Source organism: Streptomyces fildesensis, assembly GCF_016107395.1.
Taxonomy (GTDB): domain Bacteria; phylum Actinomycetota; class Actinomycetes; order Streptomycetales; family Streptomycetaceae; genus Actinacidiphila; species Actinacidiphila fildesensis.
This window is the reverse complement of sequence record NZ_JAAIKO010000008.1, coordinates 117,332-132,973: the sequence shown is the minus strand read 5'-3', so window position 1 is coordinate 132,973 and position 15,642 is coordinate 117,332. Positions and strand designations below refer to the sequence as shown.

10 protein-coding genes are annotated in these 15,642 nt (G+C 71.0%); 6 read left to right on the top strand and 4 right to left on the bottom strand.

Annotation, left to right across the window (positions count from 1 at the left end; genetic code table 11):
* Positions 1–18 precede the first annotated feature (18 nt).
* The 3 genes from C6N31_RS15255 to C6N31_RS15245 all read right to left on the bottom strand — a co-directional run bounded on the left by C6N31_RS15255 (position 19) and on the right by C6N31_RS15245 (position 3,950).
* On the bottom strand, positions 19–1,461 hold the full coding sequence (locus C6N31_RS15255; protein ID WP_138354883.1) for an MFS transporter: 1,443 nt from the start codon (positions 1,459–1,461) through the stop codon (positions 19–21).
* Positions 1,462–1,465: 4 nt separating this feature from the next.
* Positions 1,466–2,923, bottom strand: a complete 1,458-nt coding sequence (locus C6N31_RS15250) for a 4-hydroxyphenylacetate 3-hydroxylase family protein (protein ID WP_138354882.1) — start codon at positions 2,921–2,923, stop codon at positions 1,466–1,468.
* Positions 2,924–2,984: 61 nt separating this feature from the next.
* Entirely contained in the window at positions 2,985–3,950 is a 966-nt protein-coding gene (locus C6N31_RS15245) for an AraC family transcriptional regulator (RefSeq protein ID WP_138354881.1), read from the bottom strand.
* Between the two features lie 111 nt (positions 3,951–4,061).
* On the opposite strand from C6N31_RS15245, the gene C6N31_RS15240 reads away from it, so the two are divergent.
* The 6 genes from C6N31_RS15240 (at position 4,062) to C6N31_RS15220 (ending at position 14,161) form a co-directional block, all read left to right on the top strand.
* Positions 4,062–4,979 (top strand): SDR family oxidoreductase, encoded by a 918-nt coding sequence (locus C6N31_RS15240; protein ID WP_138354880.1) that lies wholly within the window; start codon positions 4,062–4,064, stop codon positions 4,977–4,979.
* 367 nt (positions 4,980–5,346) lie between these two features.
* Positions 5,347–7,332 carry an alpha-1,4-glucan--maltose-1-phosphate maltosyltransferase gene (locus C6N31_RS15235; protein ID WP_187145027.1) on the top strand — a complete coding sequence of 662 codons (1,986 nt, stop codon included), beginning with the start codon at positions 5,347–5,349 and terminating at the stop codon, positions 7,330–7,332.
* Positions 7,329–9,029 carry a maltose alpha-D-glucosyltransferase gene (gene treS / locus C6N31_RS15230; protein WP_138354878.1) on the top strand — a complete coding sequence of 567 codons (1,701 nt, stop codon included), beginning with the start codon at positions 7,329–7,331 and terminating at the stop codon, positions 9,027–9,029. The genes C6N31_RS15235 and treS overlap by 4 nt, the downstream gene beginning before the upstream one ends.
* A 224-nt stretch (positions 9,030–9,253) precedes the next feature.
* Positions 9,254–10,714, top strand: coding sequence for a maltokinase N-terminal cap-like domain-containing protein (locus C6N31_RS43820; protein WP_138354877.1), 1,461 nt, complete (start codon positions 9,254–9,256; stop codon positions 10,712–10,714).
* Entirely contained in the window at positions 10,711–13,362 is a 2,652-nt protein-coding gene (glgB, locus tag C6N31_RS15225; protein WP_307811403.1) for a 1,4-alpha-glucan branching enzyme, read from the top strand. The genes C6N31_RS43820 and glgB overlap by 4 nt, the downstream gene beginning before the upstream one ends.
* Positions 13,363–13,465: 103 nt before the next feature.
* Positions 13,466–14,161 carry a helix-turn-helix domain-containing protein gene (locus tag C6N31_RS15220; RefSeq protein ID WP_244809438.1) on the top strand — a complete coding sequence of 232 codons (696 nt, stop codon included), beginning with the start codon at positions 13,466–13,468 and terminating at the stop codon, positions 14,159–14,161.
* 17 nt (positions 14,162–14,178) lie between these two features.
* Here C6N31_RS15220 and C6N31_RS15215 read toward each other — a convergent pair whose 3' ends face one another.
* Positions 14,179–15,579: a cation:dicarboxylate symporter family transporter gene (locus C6N31_RS15215; protein ID WP_381586239.1), complete on the bottom strand. Its 1,401-nt coding sequence runs from the start codon at positions 15,577–15,579 to the stop codon at positions 14,179–14,181.
* Positions 15,580–15,642: the final 63 nt, after the last annotated feature.

Below are 15,642 nucleotides of genomic sequence, written 5' to 3'. Positions count from 1 at the left end.
GCACCGTCATTCCGAGGGTCACAGGGATGTGTGTGTGCTGGGTGTGGGGTCGGCCTTCTCCCGCGACGGGCTGCGCAGCAGCAGCGTCAGGAGGGTGGCGGCCGCGGCGAAGGCGGCGCCGGCGAGCAGCGCGGTGCGGAAGCCGGCGGCTTCGGCGGCCGCTCCGGGTCCCGCGGTCCGGGTGTGCGCCGCGGCCACCGCGACGAGTACCGCGAGGCCGAGGACGGAGCCGAACTGCTGGCTGGTGTTGATCAGTCCGGACACCAGTCCGGTCTCGCCGGGTCCGGCCTGCGCGGTCGCGGCGACGTTGGTGGTCACCATGACCAGCGGCAGCCCGATCCCGATCAGCAGGCTGGGGGCGAGGACCGTCGTGGCGAAGGATCCGTCCGGCGACAGCGACAGCGCGAGCCACACCATGGCGGCGGCCACCAGCGCGAAGCCGGAGGTCATCACCGGGCGCAGTCCGAAGCGGGAGACCAGCCGTCCGGTCTGCGGCGCGGTCAGCACGACGACGATCGACAGCGGCAGCAGTCCGAGTCCGCCGGTGACCGGTGCGTAGTCCAGGACGTTCTGCAGATACAGGCTCACGAGGAAGAACATCGGGAACAGCGCCATCTGTGCCAGCGCGCTGAGGATGTTGGCCAGCCGCAGCGCCGGCCGGCCGAGCACACCGGGCGGAACCAGCGGACGGGCGGCGCGGGTCTCGACGACCGCGAACGCCGTCAGCAGGGCCAGTCCGGCCGCTCCGGCGAGGAGGGTGCCGCTGTCGGTCCAGCCCGCGCTACCCGCGTCGACCAGCGCGTACGCGATCAGGCTGAGGCCGCCGGTGGCGGTGAGGGCGCCGCCGAGGTCGAAGTCCCGGAGGGCGCCGGGCGCCGCCGCGGTCCGCTCACGGCGGGCCAGGACGGGGGCCAGCGCGGCCGGTGTCAGGGCGATGAGCGCCGCACCCACCAGAACGTTCAGGACGAACGTGGAGCGCCAGCCGAGGCCGGAGGTGAGGACGCCGCCCAGCACCGTGCCCAGCGCGCCGCCCAGCCCCCCGAGCGCCGCGAACACGCCCAGGGCGCGGTGCCGTTCGGGTCCCTCGGCGAAGAGCAGCAGGACCAGCGCGAAGGCCGCGGCGGCCGCGCAGGCCGCCCCGACCCCTTGCAGGGCGCGGGCGGCGACGAGCAGCCGGCTGTCGCCGGCGAAGGCGCCGCCGAGTGAGGCGGCGGACAGCAGCGCCAGTCCGGCCGTGAAGAGCCGGCGGTGGCCGACGAGGTCGGCGACCCGGCCGGCCAGCAGCAGGAAGCCGCCGAAGGTGATCAGGTACGCGTTGGCGACCCAGGACAGGCCGGCGGCGTCGGTGCCGAGGTCGGCGCCGATGGAGGGCAGCGCCACGTTGATGATCGCGGTGTCGAGGATCAGCAGGAGCTGGGTCGAGGCCAGCAGGGCGAGCGCGAGGCCGCGTCGATGCACCATCGCCTCAGGCCCGGGGCAGCGGCTGCAGTTCGTACCCGTCGAGGCAGGTCCGGGCCAGGCTCTCGCAGGCACCGGTGTCGCCCTCCCACGCCTGCTGCAGCAGATAGACGTGCGGGGCGCCGTGGTAGAAGCGCTCGTACTGCTCGTGCCGTCCGGCGAACTCCGTGCCGAGCGCGTCCCAGGCGAGCTTGAGCAGCTTGACGCGGTCCTGCGCCGGGTGTCCCGGCGAGCGGATGTACTTCGCGATGACGGGGCCGATCTCCGGGTGCAGCAGGTCCTGCGCGGAGGCGGGGAGCTGGATGACACCGCCACCGGCCAGCAGCTTGATCTCGCTGATCGCCCTGGGGTAGAGGTCACCGGCCATGATCCGGTGGGCGTAGGAGATCTCCTTGTCGGGCATCACGCCGCCGCGTCCGCCGTCGACCTGCTCGTACCCGGCCTCGGCGGCCAGCACCATCGACCTGGCCTGCGCCACCCAGCCCATCAGCCGGCCGATCTGGGTCTGCACCGGCGGCAGCTGGTAGGTGTTGTTGGCCTTGGCGAGCAGGATCGCGACGCCGGTGAGGAACTCCAGCTTGGTCCAGAAGCGGGTGGCGGCCTGGTGGACGAAGTTCACGTACGCGGGGGTCTGCCACCACTGCCCGAAGCAGACGTCGACGTTGCGGTACGCGAGCACGTTCTCCCACGGGACGAAGACGTCCTCGCAGACCAGCAGGGCATCGTTCTCGTCGAAGCGCGAGGAGAGCGGGTTGTCGAAGACGCTGCGGGCCTGGGCCTCGTACGAGGTGCGGGAGATGAACTTCAGGCCGGGGGTGTCGACCGGTATCGAGAAGCACAGCGCGTGCTCGACGTCCTGCGGGGCCAGCGGCTCGATGGTGCCGACGAGGACCTCGTTGCCGAAGACCGCCGCGGTGCCGATCATCTTGGCGCCGCGGACGACGATGCCGCCGTCGCGCTCCGCCACCACCCGGACGACGAGGTCGTCGCGCTCCTGCTCGGCCGCGGACTTCGTCCGGTCGATCTGCGGATTGGTGATGGTGAACGTCGGATAGAGATCGCCCTCCGACATCCGCCGGTGGTATGCCGCGACGTTCGGAGCGCCGTCGAAGGTGTCCGTGGTGAACAGCCCCGGCGCCGCCGCGAAGCCCGCGATCCCGGCCGCCATGTAGTCGGGAGTGCGGCCGAGATAGCCGAAACTCGCCTCTGCCCACACCTTGTGCGCCTTTCGGCGGGCGACCAGGTCCTCGTACGAACGGGGTATCAGGAAGGCCCGGTGGACGCCGCCTTCAGTGAGTACGGCGGAGTGCGCGGAGTCGTGGGAGAGGTCGTACAGTCCCGCGATGGAGTCGACGGTGTTGCGGAAGGCCGGGTGGCGGGTGATGTCCTTGACCCGCTCCCCGTCGATCCATATCTCGCGTCCGTCTCGCAGCGAATCCTTGTACTCCTGGCCGGACCTGGTCACCGTGTCTCCTCAACGATCTTCGACGCGCCGTTGAAGAGACTGCCTCATACACGTGTGCTAATCAATGAACGTCCTGCCGGTCCCGTTTATGAACCGGCCAGTTGCCGCGGTATTCACCAGGCGTTGTCCCGAACCACTTGCGGAACGCCAGATGGAACCCGACCGCGCTCTGGTAGCCGACGCGGGGCGGCACGGCCGCCTGCGGAACCGCCGTCTCGGTGAGCAGCCGGGCGGCCTCCTGCATCCGACGCCCGGTCAGATGCCGGGCCGGCGCCTCGCCCACCAGCTCCCGGAAGGTGGCGGTGAAGGCCGACCGTGACATGCCGACCTCGCGGGCCAGCGCCTCGATCGTCCACGGTTCCGAGAAGCGGGTGGAGACGATGATGAGCGCCCTGCTGATGCCCGGGTGACGCAGCGCGGGCAGCACGGCCGGGTTGTCGGAGAGCTCGCGCAGCAGCGGGCGCAGCGCCAGCACGAAGGCCATCTCGAACGCCCGCAGGGTGACGAGTTGCGATCCCGGCTCGCCGCGCCGCTCGGCGGCGGCGAGCGAGGCGAGGGTGTCGCGCAGCAGCGGTTCCTTGTCGACCTGCGTCCGGTCCAGCACCAGCGACCACGGCAGCGCCCGGTACAGCGAGGTCGCGGCCGTCGCGTCGTAGTGCAGTCCGGCGCACAGGATGCGGCTCCGCTCGCCGGTGCCCTCCACGACGAGCACTCCTGACGTGCCGGGTTCGCGCTCCGGGAGCACCGCCCTGAGCGGGACGCCCTGCCGGCCGGGCAGATCGGAGAGGCGGTGCGCGGTCCCGGTGGGGAAGACCGCCAAGTCCCCCTGGTGGAGCTGGATCGGCGGGCAGTCGCCCGCGCTGATCCAGCAGTCGCCCTCGACCATGTAGTGCAGGATCGCGCAGCTCTGCTCGGAGTCCCCCTCGATCGCCCAGGGCGCCCGCACCGTCCAGAGGCTGTCGAACACGCCGGTCAGGCGCAGTGGCCTGAGCAGTTCGCTGAGGAGGTCGTTCCCGCCAGATTCCATGGACGAACCCTTAATCCCCGTCCCGGTTTGCTTATTGCCGCCCCTGTGCGCCCCGACCAGCCTGAGGTGAGGCGGAATCGCTGATTCATTCTAGCGAAGGGCGACACACCGATGTCGGAGGAGATTCACCAGCGTTGCTTGGTCGTGGGAGCGACCGGCTTCCAGGGGGGCGCCGTGGCCCGGCTGCTCGCCGGACGCGGGCACCGGGTCCGCAGCCTGACGCGGCGGCCGGCCGTAGCGCGCCCGGACATCGCGGGGGTCTCGTTCGTGGCCGGTGACCTCGGTAGCCGGGACGACGTGATGTGGGCGTTCAAGGGCGCCACACACGCAGTAGTGACCATGCCGTTGGAGTACGACCCCCTACGTATTGAGACGTATGCGATGCACATCGCGGAGGCCGCGCTCGAATCCGGGGTGACCCGGATCGTGTACAACGCGAACACCCGCGTGCCCTCGGACACCGCCGGAGTGGCCGCGTTCGAGACCCGCCGGATCGCCGAGGCGGTGCTGGCGGACTGCGGTGTGCCGCTGGTCGTGCTGCGGCCACCGGTGTACCTCGACAACCTGTTCAGTCCCTGGAACGGGCCGGCCCTGGTCGACGAGGGCGTGCTCGCGTACCCGCTGCCGGCCGACCGGCGGATCGCCTGGATCTCGCACGACGACCTGGCGGTCGCGGTGGCCGCCGCGCTCTTCAACGACGGCCTCGACGGCCGGGTCCTGGACATCGGCGGCGGACAGGCCGTCGACGGGAACGAACTCGCCGCCGCGTTCGCCGAGGGCCTCGGCCGGCCCGTCGCGTACCAGGCCCTGCCGCCCGCCGCCTTCGAGGCCGCGCTGGCCAAGGCCATCGGCCCGAACGCGGCCGCCGGCGTCGCCGGGATCTACCACTACATGGCGGAGGGCACGGACGAGCGGTTGATGGACGGCGACCCGCGGGAGGCCGAGCAGGGGCTGGGGATCAAGCTCACCTCCATCGCCGGCTGGGTGGCCGCGCAGCCCTGGCAGACCTGGTCCAGCCGCCCGCTCTGACCGTCCTCCGGCATATTCACCGACCAGCCGTCCGGCCCCTCCCGTCCTGCGGGGCCGGACGGCTTCTCCAACTCCCCGCAAAGTACGCACCGGTACCCCTTCCCGGGAGCTTTTGACTGCCATCCAATGGGAAGGCTCCCGGCAATGCGGAGTCACTTCATCCCCCTCATGACTCCGCCATTCGCCCGACCCTCCAACCGAGTGAACGCGGACAGGAGCGGCCATGCACGCGAGAACACGTCCACAGGAGCAGATACAAAGAGCGGGAGCACGCAAGGAAGCCGCCCGCCGCGCCGCCGCCCGCCGGCGCAAGCAGCCTCCGGAGCATCCCCCTCCTGTCCACTCCCCAGCGCTCCCAGGTGAGGCAATGATCGGTCGCATCCCCGTCCTCGACGTCCGCCCGCTCGTGGACTGCGGCCGCCGGCCGGCCAAAGCGGTCGCCGGCGAGACCTTCCAGGTCACCGCCACGGTCTTCCGCGAAGGCCATGACGCGGTCGCCGCCAATGTCGTGCTGCGCGACCCCAACGGCCGCTCGGGACCCTGGACCCCCATGCGGGAGCTGGCCCCCGGCACCGACCGGTGGGGCGCGGACGTCACCCCGCCGGCGGAAGGCCGCTGGACGTACACCGTGGAGGCCTGGAGCGATCCGGTCACCACCTGGCGGCATGTCGCCGGCATCAAGATCCCGGCCGGGATCGACACCGCCCTGGTCCTCGCCGAGGGCGCCCGGCTGCACGAGCTGGCCGCCGCCGGGGTGCCCAAGAACGACGGCCGGGCCGCCGTACTCGCCGCCGTCGACGTACTGCTCGACGAGAACAGGACCGCGGCGGAACGGCACGCCGCGGCCGTGGCCCCCGCGGTCACCGCCGTCCTCGACCGGTTCCCGCTGCGGGAGCTGGTCACCGCCTCCCGTCCGATGCCGCTGCAGGTCGAGCGCCGGCGGGCGCTGTTCGGCTCCTGGTACGAGCTGTTCCCGCGCTCCGAGGGCGCGGTCGTCAAGGAGGGCAGCCCGCCGCGGTCCGGCACCTTCCGCACCGCGGCCGAACGGCTGCCGGCCGTCGCCGCGATGGGCTTCGACGTCCTGTACCTGCCGCCGATCCATCCGATCGGCACGGCCTTCCGCAAGGGCCCGGACAACAGCCTCGTCGCGGGCCCGGACGATGTCGGCTGCCCCTGGGCGATCGGCTCGCCGGAGGGCGGGCACGACGCGATCCACCCCGATCTGGGCACCATCGAGGACTTCGACTTCTTCGTGGAGCAGGCCCGCGAGCTGCGGCTGGAGATCGCCCTCGACTTCGCCCTGCAGTGCTCCCCCGACCACCCCTGGGTCGACAAGCATCCGGACTGGTTCGCCCACCGGCCCGACGGCAGCATCGCCTACGCCGAGAACCCGCCGAAGAAGTACCAGGACATCTACCCCATCGCCTTCGACGCCGACATGCCCGGCATCGTGCGCGAGACGCTGCGCGTCCTGCGGTACTGGATGGAGCACGGCGTACGGATCTTCCGGGTCGACAACCCGCACACCAAGCCGGTGGTCTTCTGGGAGAAGGTCATCGCCGACATCAACCGCACCGATCCCGACGTGATCTTCCTGGCCGAGGCGTTCACCCGGCCGGCGATGATGCACACCCTGGCGAAGATCGGCTTCCAGCAGTCGTACACGTACTTCACCTGGCGCACCGCCAAGGAGGAGCTGACCGACTACCTGACGGAGCTGTCCGGGGACGCGGCCAGTTACATGCGGCCGAATTTCTTTGTCAACACGCCGGACATCCTGCACGCGTACCTTCAGCACGGTGGCCGCCCCGCGTTCGAGGTGCGCGCCGTGCTGGCCGCGACGATGTCACCCACCTGGGGGGTCTACGCGGGCTTCGAGCTGTACGAGGGCGACGCCGTACGACACGGCGGCGAGGAATACCTGCACTCGGAGAAGTACGAGCTGCGTCCCCGCGACTGGGCCGCGGCCGAGGCGGAAGGACGCTCGCTGGCCCCGTTCATCACACGGCTCAACCGGCTGCGGCGCCGCCATCCGGCCCTGCAGCAGCTGCGTGAGCTGGCTTTCCACCCCACGGACAACGACGCGGTGCTCGCGTACTCCAAGCGCAGCGGCGAGGACGTCGTACTGGTGGTCGTCAACCTCGACGCCCACCACACCCAGGAGGCCACCGTCTCGTTGAACATGCCGGAGCTCGGCCTGACCTGGCACGAGTCCGTCCCGGTGCGCGACGAGCTCACCGGCGAGACCTACCACTGGGGCAGGGAAAACTATGTGCGCCTCGAACCGGGCCGTACGCCCGCGCACATCGTTCATCTGCGACCGTCTCCTTCGATCGGAGGGTCACTCAGTTGATCGTCAACGAACCCGTTCCCGACACCTTCGAGGACACACCGGCAAAGGACCGAGATCCCGACTGGTTCAAACGGGCGGTGTTCTACGAAGTCCTCGTGCGGTCCTTCCAGGACAGCAACGGCGATGGTGTCGGTGACCTGAAGGGCATCACCGCCAAGCTCGACTACCTGCAATGGCTCGGGGTGGACTGCCTGTGGCTGCCGCCCTTCTTCGCCTCGCCACTGCGCGACGGGGGCTACGACGTCTCCGACTACACCGCCGTGCTCCCGGAATTCGGCGACCTCGCCGACTTCGTGGAGTTCGTGGACGCGGCGCACCAGCGCGGCATGCGCGTGATCATCGACTTCGTCATGAACCACACGAGTGACCAGCACGACTGGTTCCAGCAGTCCCGTTCCGACCCGGACGGCCCGTACGGCGACTACTACACCTGGGCGGACGACGACAAGGAGTTCCAGGACGCGCGGATCATCTTCGTCGACACCGAGACGTCCAACTGGACCTTCGACCCGGTGCGCAAGCAGTACTACTGGCACCGGTTCTTCTCCCACCAGCCGGATCTCAACTACGAGAACCCGCAGGTCCAGGAGGAGATCCTGGCCGCGCTGCGGTTCTGGCTCGATCTGGGGATCGACGGCTTCCGGCTCGACGCGGTGCCCTACCTCTACCAACAGGAGGGCACCAACTGCGAGAACCTGCCGCAGACCCACCAGTTCCTGAAGCGGGTCCGCGCCGAGATCGACCTGCACTACCCGGACACCGTGCTGCTCGCCGAGGCCAACCAGTGGCCGGAGGACGTCGTCGACTACTTCGGCGACTTCCAGCGCGGCGGCGACGAGTGCCACATGGCGTTCCACTTCCCGGTGATGCCGCGCATCTTCATGGCCGTGCGCCGCGAATCGCGCTACCCCGTCTCGGAAATCCTGGCCAAGACCCCGGCCATCCCGCAGACCTGCCAGTGGGGCATCTTCCTGCGCAACCATGACGAGCTGACCCTCGAAATGGTCACCGACGAAGAGCGCGACTACATGTACGCGGAGTACGCCAAGGACCCGCGGATGCGGGCCAACATCGGCATCCGCCGCCGGCTCGCCCCGCTGCTGGACAACGACCGCAACCAGATCGAACTGTTCACGGCACTGCTGCTGTCGCTGCCCGGCTCGCCGATCCTGTACTACGGCGACGAGATCGGCATGGGCGACAACATCTGGCTCGGCGACCGGGACGCGGTCCGCACCCCGATGCAGTGGACGCCCGACCGCAACGCGGGCTTCTCCTCGTGCGACCCCGGCCGGCTCTATCTGCCGACCATCATGGATCCGGTCTACGGCTACCAGGTCACCAACGTCGAAGCGGCGATGAGCAGCCCGTCCTCATTGCTGCACTGGACCCGGCGCATGATCGAGATCCGCAAGCAGAACCCGGCCTTCGGCCTCGGCTCCTACACGGAACTGCCCTCCAGCAACCCCGCTGTACTGGCGTTCCTGCGGGAATACGGCGACGACCTCGTCCTGTGTGTCCACAACTTCTCCCGCTTCCCCCAGCCCACCGAGCTGGATCTGCGGACGTTCAGCGGCCGGCACCCGGTCGAGCTCATCGGCGGGGTGCGGTTCCCCGCCATCGGCGAACTGCCCTATCTGCTGACCCTCGCCGGTCACGGCTTCTACTGGTTCCGGCTGCGCCGCGACCCCGTGTAGCTCCCCCAGCTACCGCTGGGAGTTACCCCCAGGCCGCCGGCCCCCGACCGGCGGGCCCGCCCGGAACACCCTCCGGGCGGGCCCGTACGGCGGTTTCCTGTCACCCGGCCGGGGCAGGCTCCCCGTGTCGCCGGACAGCCACCGCCCGTCATCCGGGAGGCTTACGCGCACTCCCCGCCGCACGCTTCCGGGCAGGGTGCGCGATTCCCCGGGGAAAGGACGTCATGTCGGACAGCTCCTGGACCCGCACCTCTCCTACCACCGGCCGTTCACCGGCCACAGCCCCCGGGCTGCTGCACTCGCTCAGCCCACTGCTGCTGGAATGGCTACCGCAGCAGCGCTGGTTCGCCGGCAAGGGCCGGCCGATCACCGGCTTCGACCTGGTGTCGGCGACCGAACTGCTGCCCCTGGGCGGCCGCCTGGGCACCCCGGGCCTGCTCCATCTGCTGCTCGACGTGGAGCAGGCCGGCCGCCGCGCCGACTGCTACCAACTGCTGCTCGGCACCCGCACGCTGCTCCCGCCCTCGCTCGCGCCCGCCGCCGTCGGCCAGGCCACCGGCGGGCCACTCGACGGTCTGACGATCTACGAGGGGCTGTACGACCCGCGGCTCACCGCGGTGCTGCTGGAACGTCTCCGCGCCCCCGGCCGCACCGGTCGGCTGCGCTTCCTCACCGAGCCGTCGGCCACCGTCCCGGCCGGGCTGGCTCCGCGGCTGTCCACCGCCGAGCAGTCGAACACCTCGGTCATCTACGGCGACGAGTACATCCTCAAGGTGTTCCGCCGGGTCTCCCCCGGCGCCAACCCGGACCTCGAACTCTCCCTCGCCCTGGCCCGCGACGGCTCCCGGCGGGTCGCGGCGCCGGCCGCCTGGTTCGAGGCGCTGGAACTGCCGGAGCCGGCCGGCACCCCGGACGGCATCGGCGCGGAACCCGCGACGCTCGGCGTGCTGCAGCGCTATCTGCCCGGGTCGGCCGACGGCTGGGAGCTGGCCCTGCGGGCGATGGACGACGGTACGGAGTTCACCGCCGACGCCCGCGCCCTGGGCGCCGCCACCGCCGAGGTCCATGCCGCGCTGGCCCGCGCGCTGCCCACCGGTTCGCTGGACCGCCGCAGGATCCAGCTGATCGCGGCGACCATGGCGCAGCGGCTGGACACCGCCGCGGCCGAGGTCCCGGAGCTGCGCCCGTACCGCACCCGGCTGAGGGCGGCCTTCCACGACCTGTCGGAACTCGGCGGCACCGGAGCGCGGGTGGCCGCCCAGCGCATCCACGGCGATCTGCATCTCGGCCAGGCGCTGCGCACCGCGGACCACGACTGGCTGCTGATCGACTTCGAGGGCGAGCCCTCGCGTCCGCTGTCGGAGCGCCGGCTGCCGGCGCCACCGGTACAGGACGTCGCGGGGATGCTGCGCTCCTTCGACTACGCCGCCCGGCACCGCGATCCGGCCGCACCGACCGCCGGCGCGTGGGCGGAACGGCACCGGGACGCGTTCTGCACCGGCTACGCCGCGACGTCGGGCACCGATCCGCGCGACCAGCCCGTACTGATACGCGCCTACGAGACCGACAAGGCCGTCTACGAAGTCCTGTACGAGGCCCGGCACCGCCCCGCCTGGCTCCCCATTCCGATGTCAGCCATCGACCGCCTCGCATCCAACCCCCCTCCGAGGAGGATCACACCGTGACCGAGCGCCAGCCGTCTCCCCTCACGCCGGGCGCGCCCGCCGCCGTGCCCACCACCGCCGTATCCCCGGCGGAGAAGGCGCCGGGCGAGCCGCTCGGCCGGCCGCCGGCTCCCGTGACGCCCGCCGCGCCGGCGCCCGCGCCCACACCCGCAGTGACTCCGGCGCCTGCTCCTGCTCCTGCCCCGGCTCCGGCTCCGGCGGTGTCGGAGGCCGCCGCACGGGGATACGAGTCCGGGGTGACCCGCCCGCCCGCCTCGGGGAGCGCTCCCCGGCAGACGACGGAGGCCGTTCCGCCGTCCCGGGGCGAGACCCGGGACCCGGGCTCCATCACCACCCCCCGGCCCGGCCCCCCGGCCGCGGCTCCCGCGGCTCCCGCCGCGCCCGCCGCCCCTGTCGTGCCGGCCAGGCCGGTCTCGCCGCCCGCCACCTCGACCCAGGACGCCGCTCCGGCGCGGGTCGCGGTCCGCGGCGTCCGGCCCGCGGAACCGCTGGACGACGCGGACCGTGGCAGGCTGCTGGACGGTGCGCACCACGACCCGCACGGGCTGCTCGGTGCCCATCCGGTGACCGGCGGCGTGCTGTTCCGGGTGCTGCGGCCGTACGCGCTGGGAGTGGCGGTCACCGCGAAGGGACTGCGCGCGGAACTGCTGGACGAGGGCGACGGGCTGTTCGCCGGGGTGCTGCCGCTGCGGGAGATCCCCGAGTACGAACTGCTGGTGCGGTACGCGGACGGCGAGCACCCCGTGCAGGACCCGTACCGGTTCCTGCCCTCGCTCGGCGAGCTGGACCTGCACCTGATCGGTGAGGGCCGCCACGAGCAGCTGTGGGAGGCGCTCGGCGCCCGGCCGATGACCCACCAGGGCGTCACCGGCACCCGGTTCGCCGTCTGGGCGCCCAACGCCCGCGGGGTGCGGGTCGCGGGCGGCTTCAACTTCTGGGACGGCACCGGCTTCCCGATGCGCTCGCTCGGCTCCACCGGCGTGTGGGAGCTGTTCGTGCCGGGGGTCGGCGACGGGACGGCGTACAAGTTCGACATCGCCCGCCCGGACGGCGGCCGCACGCTGAAGGCCGACCCGATGGCCCGCAGCACCGAACTGCCGCCCGCGACGGCGTCGATCGTCACCTCCTCGCACCACACCTGGAACGACGCCGACTGGATGGCCCGGCGCGCCGCGGTCCCCGTCCACCAGGCGCCGTTCTCGGTCTACGAGGTGCATCTGACGTCCTGGCGGCCGGGTCTGACCTACCGCGAGCTGGCGGAGCAGCTGCCCACGTACGTCGCCGACCTGGGGTTCACCCATGTCGAGCTGATGCCGGTGGCCGAGCACCCGTTCGGCGGCTCCTGGGGCTACCAGGTGACGTCGTACTACGCGCCGACCTCGCGGCTGGGCTCCCCCGACGACTTCAAGTTCCTCGTCGACGCGCTGCACCGGGCGGGGCTCGGCGTGATCATGGACTGGGTGCCCGCGCACTTCCCGAAGGACGACTGGGCGCTGGCCAACTTCGACGGCGTCCCGCTCTACGAGCACGGCGACCCGAACCGCGCCGAGCACCCGGACTGGGGCACCCTGGAGTTCGACCTCGGCCGCACCGAGGTCCGGAACTTCATGGTGGCCAACGCCGTCTACTGGTGCGAGGAGTTCCACATCGACGGCCTGCGGGTCGACGCGGTGGCCTCGATGCTCTACCTGGACTACTCGCGTGAGCACGGCGAATGGACGCCCAACCAGCACGGCGGCCGGGAGAACCTGGACGCGGTGGCGTTCCTGCAGGAGATGAACGCGACCGTCTACCGGCGCTGCCCGGGGGTCGTGACGATCGCCGAGGAGTCCACCGCCTGGGACGGCGTCACCCGCTCCACCGACTCCGGCGGGCTCGGCTTCGGGCTGAAGTGGAACATGGGCTGGATGCACGACTCGCTGGAGTACGTGGCGAAGGAGCCGGTGCACCGCAAGTACCACCACCACGAGATGACGTTCTCGATGGTCTACGCCTACTCCGAGAACTACGTGCTGCCGATCTCCCACGACGAGGTCGTGCACGGCAAGCGCTCGCTGGTCTCGAAGATGCCCGGCGACTGGTGGCAGCAGCGCGCCACCCACCGCGCGTACCTCGGCTTCATGTGGGCGCATCCGGGCAAGCAGCTGCTCTTCATGGGGCAGGAGTTCGCGCAGGGCGCGGAGTGGTCGCACGACCACGGGCCCGACTGGTGGCTGCTGGACGAGACGTACGCGGCGGCCGCCGACCACCGCGGGGTCCGCGATCTGGTCCGGGAGCTGAACCGCACCTACAACGCGACGCCGGCCCTCTGGCAGCGCGACACCGACCCGGGCGGCTTCGCCTGGATCGACGGCGGCGCGGCCGAGGACAACACCTTCTCGTTCCTCCGCTACGACGCGGACGGCGAACCGCTGGTGTGCGTCAGCAACTTCTCACCGGTGGTCCGCGAGAACTACCGGATCGGTGTTCCCGACCGGGCCTGGCAGGAGGTGCTGAACACCGACGACGCGCGCTACGGCGGCAGCGGCACCGCCACCGGCAGCACCGGGCACCCGCTCAAGGCCGAACCGACGTCCTGGCACGGGCAGGAGCAGAGCCTCCTGCTCACCCTCCCGCCGCTGGCCACGGTCTGGCTGCGACCGGCCTGACCTCCGCACTCGTACGTTCCTCCGAACCGGTGGCGTATTCACGCGCCCCGGTTCGGTGGTCCGCACCATGGGGACGCGGCACCGGCACCCCTACGCTGACCCCGTGCACCGACCCTCTTCTGATCCGCCCCGGCTGCCGTTCGACGCATCGGCGATCAGACGGCTGCGTGCCCAGCTCGGGATGAACCACTCCCACATCGCCCATGCCATGTGGACCTCCTACGGCACCCCCGTACGGCCCGAGACCATCGCCGCCTGGGAGCGCGGTGAACTCGTGCCGCGCGCCTCCGAGCTGCCCGCTCTGGCCGGCGCCCTGTGGTGCGACCCGTCCGATCTCATGAGCACGCCGACCACCCTGCTGGAACACCGCTGGGCCCGCGGTATCGCCCCTTCCGACCTGGCGCGGGCGGTCGGCATGCCGATCTCCGACTACGAACGCATGGAGGTCCAGGGCCGCTGGACCGGCAACGAGCGGCAGACCGCGGCACTGGCCGACGTGCTCGGCCTGTCGCTGCCGGAACTCCTGACGGTCACCGGCGGCGACAAGCGGCTGGACGCACTGCTGCGGGAAGCCGTGGCGACCCGCTGGCAGGCGTACGTCAAACCCGTCACGGCCCTGGTGCCGCTGCCCCGGCACCGGATCGAACCGGTGCTGCGCGGCATGCACTCGGAGTACCAGTCCGTGATGGTCGCGACCCTCAACTGGGGCAACGACGTACCCGCGTCGGGCGGCGCGGGCGGCCGGGCCTTCCTGGACACCGTCAGCGAACGCTTCTGGGCCGGCCTGCAGAACCCCTGACCGCCCTGCGCGAACCGCTAACCGGCCTTCACGGTTTCGTGGTCCCTGGGGGCCGGCATCGTGTCGGCCGTCTCCGCTGTGTCGACCTTCGGGGCCGCCTCGGCGTGGTCGTCCACCAGGGTGGACTCGTCGAAGGGCAGTTCCCCGGCGAAGACCCGGACGGCGCGGTCCTTGTCGAACTCCTTGGTCCAGGTGCCGACGAGGACCGTCGCGACGGCGTTGCCCGCGAAGTTGGTCAGGGCGCGGGCCTCGCTCATGAAGCGGTCGATGCCGATGATGAGGCCGACCCCGTCGACCAGGGCGGGCTGGTGCGACTGCAGGCCGCCCGCCAGGGTGGCGATGCCGGCGCCGGTGACACCGGCCGCGCCCTTCGAGGCGATGATCATGAAGAGCAGCAGGGAGATCTGCTGGCCGACCGACAGCGGGTCGCCCATCGCCTCGGCGATGAACAGCGAGGACATCGTCAGATAGATGGCGGTGCCGTCGAGGTTGAACGAGTAGCCGGTCGGCACGGTGATACCGACCACCGGGCGGCTGACGCCCAGGTGCTCCATCTTGGCGATCAGCCGCGGCAGGGCCGATTCGGACGACGAGGTCGACAGGATCAGCAGGAACTCGCGGCCGAGGTACTTCAGCAGGTGGAAGAGGTTCACACCGGCGACCAGCCGCAGCAGGGTGCCGAGGATCACGACCACGAAGATCGCGCAGGTGACATAGAAGCCGATCATGATCACGGCCAGCGACTTCAGCGCGCCCGTGCCGGTCTCGCCGACCACCGCCGCCATGGCGCCGAACGCGCCCACCGGCGCCGCCCACATGATCATCGACAGCACCCGGAAGACGAGCCGCTGGATATGCCCGACGCCCCGCAGCACCGGCTCCCCGGCCTTTCCGAGCGCCTGAACGGCGAAGCCGACCAGGAGCGCGACCAGCAGCGTCTGCAGCACCTGGCCCTCGGTGAAGGACGACACCATCGTCTTGGGGATGATGCCGAGCAGGAAGTCGACGGTCCCCTCGCTGCCGGCCGCCTGCTTGTGCCCGGCCGCCTTCGCCGCCGTGGTCAGGTGCAGGCTGCTGCCCGGGTGCAGCACATTGCCGACCACCAGGCCGATGGCGAGCGCCACCGTCGACATCACCATGAAGTAGCCGAGCGCGAGCCCGCCCACGGCGCCGACCTTGGCGGCCTTGCGCACCGATCCGATGCCGAGCACGATCGTGCAGAAGATGATCGGCGAGATCATCATCTTGATCAGGTTCACGAAGCCGGTGCCCAGCGGCTTGAACTCCTTGGCCACACCGGGTGCGGCCAGTCCCAGCACGATCCCGGCGACGACCGCCGCGATCACTGCCAGATACAGATAGTGCGTACGGTCCTTCTTGCGGCTCTGCGTGGTCACGTCGCGGCTCTGCGTCGTCACGTCTGCCTCCCGAGGTCTCGGTAACTTCGGTGACTATGCGCGGCCGCGTGACCGGGGTCACGT